The sequence below is a fragment of the Rahnella sp. GSA61A genome, assembly GCF_019969905.1.
GTDB classification, from domain to species: Bacteria; Pseudomonadota; Gammaproteobacteria; order Enterobacterales; family Enterobacteriaceae; genus Rahnella; species Rahnella aceris.
On sequence record NZ_JAHXYO010000051.1, the window covers coordinates 1 to 1,356 of the forward strand.

Annotated in this window: 1 protein-coding gene; it reads left to right on the plus strand. The window is 49.3% G+C overall.

Translation table 11 applies throughout. The annotated features are described in order from the left end of the window. Positions 1-82 precede the first annotated feature (82 nt). On the plus strand, positions 83-1,117 hold the full coding sequence (locus LC431_RS26170; protein ID WP_013576221.1) for an IS110 family transposase: 1,035 nt from the start codon (positions 83-85) through the stop codon (positions 1,115-1,117). Positions 1,118-1,356: the final 239 nt, after the last annotated feature.

Sequence of the window (1,356 nt, forward strand, 5' to 3'; positions counted from 1 at the left end):
TGTAGTGATGTTATGGACGCCCCTCCCTGAAGTAGCCAGTGCCATACTCTATTGACTGCAATTAATTCAGGAGTGATATCACATGAACACAATCAGAGTTGTTGGTATCGACATTGCCAAATCTGTTTTTCAGGTATGCGTCTGGATGGTTGATGGTTCAATTGCATATAACAAGAAGATCTCCCGTTCAAAATTGCTGGATTGCGTTCGACACTTCGAGCCCGGAACGCTTATCGCGATGGAGGCATGCTCTACTTCGCACTTCTGGGGCAGAACCTTCAGAACGATGGGATACAACGTCAGACTGATACCTGCCCAGCACGTTAAAGCCTTTGTCAGAAGCCAGAAAAACGATGCTAATGATGCGCTGGCGATTTGTGAAACAGCACTCCGCCCTGGCATCCACTTTGTTCCGGTCAAAACTGCTGAGCAGCAGGATATCAAAGCGCTGCGAAATACCCGTCAGCTCATGGTTGAGCAAAGAACGGCGCTGGCTAACCAGCTTCGTTCTCTGCTCGCTGAATATGGTCTCATTATCCCTGTCGGGATACAGTGCCTCCAGCAGCACCTGCCTGAACTGATGGAAGACGCGTCGAATGAGTTAACGTTCACTGTCCGCCGTTTACTTTCTACATTGCGGGAAGACATGCAGGCGCTGAATGAACGCGTCACCGGACTGGATAAGGAAATTGCTGCATTGTCTTCACAACAAGCTGCCTATCGCCAGTTGTTAACTATTCCGGGAGTCGGCCCGCTCATCGCGGCAGCGTTTATCAGTGAAGTGGATGCAGGGCAATTTTCCAACGGCAGAGAGTTATCCGCCTGGTGTGGCCTGGTTCCCCGGCAGCACAGTTCGGGAGGCAAGCAACGATTATCCTCCGTGACAAAAAATGGCAATCGTAGTCTCAGAACATTAATCATCCATGGAGCACGGTCTGTAATGCGCTGTATGAAAAAGCGCGATGACAGTCTGGGCCTTTGGCTGCAAAGGCTTGAAGCTCGTCGAGGGTTCCTGAAAACCACGGTTGCACTGGCGAATAAACTGACGAGAATTATCTGGCGTGTGCTGACAGATGGGGTTGATTTTAATATGCAGAAGGCCGTTGCGATGAATTAGCTAAAAACAGCAATTTACAGAAACTTATTTAACTGAGTTTGCAGGCACTGATGAGAAAACGGCTACCGTCCCTGTAACAGCCTGAAGTTGACCTGGGTAATCATATACCGGTGTAGTGATAAGGAAACAGGGCTCGGATAACATCATGGCGCGGGTAAATTAACCCACTAACGACGCCGGATATATGGTCGCAAACCGTATCGAACCAGTACTTGTAACACCCGGGGCGTCCATATATG

What these genes read in the sequence shown, in the direction of transcription:
- LC431_RS26170 (WP_013576221.1), top strand. Translation starts at nt 83, where the DNA reads ATGAACACAATCAGAGTTGTTGGTATCGACATTGCCAAATCTGTTTTT.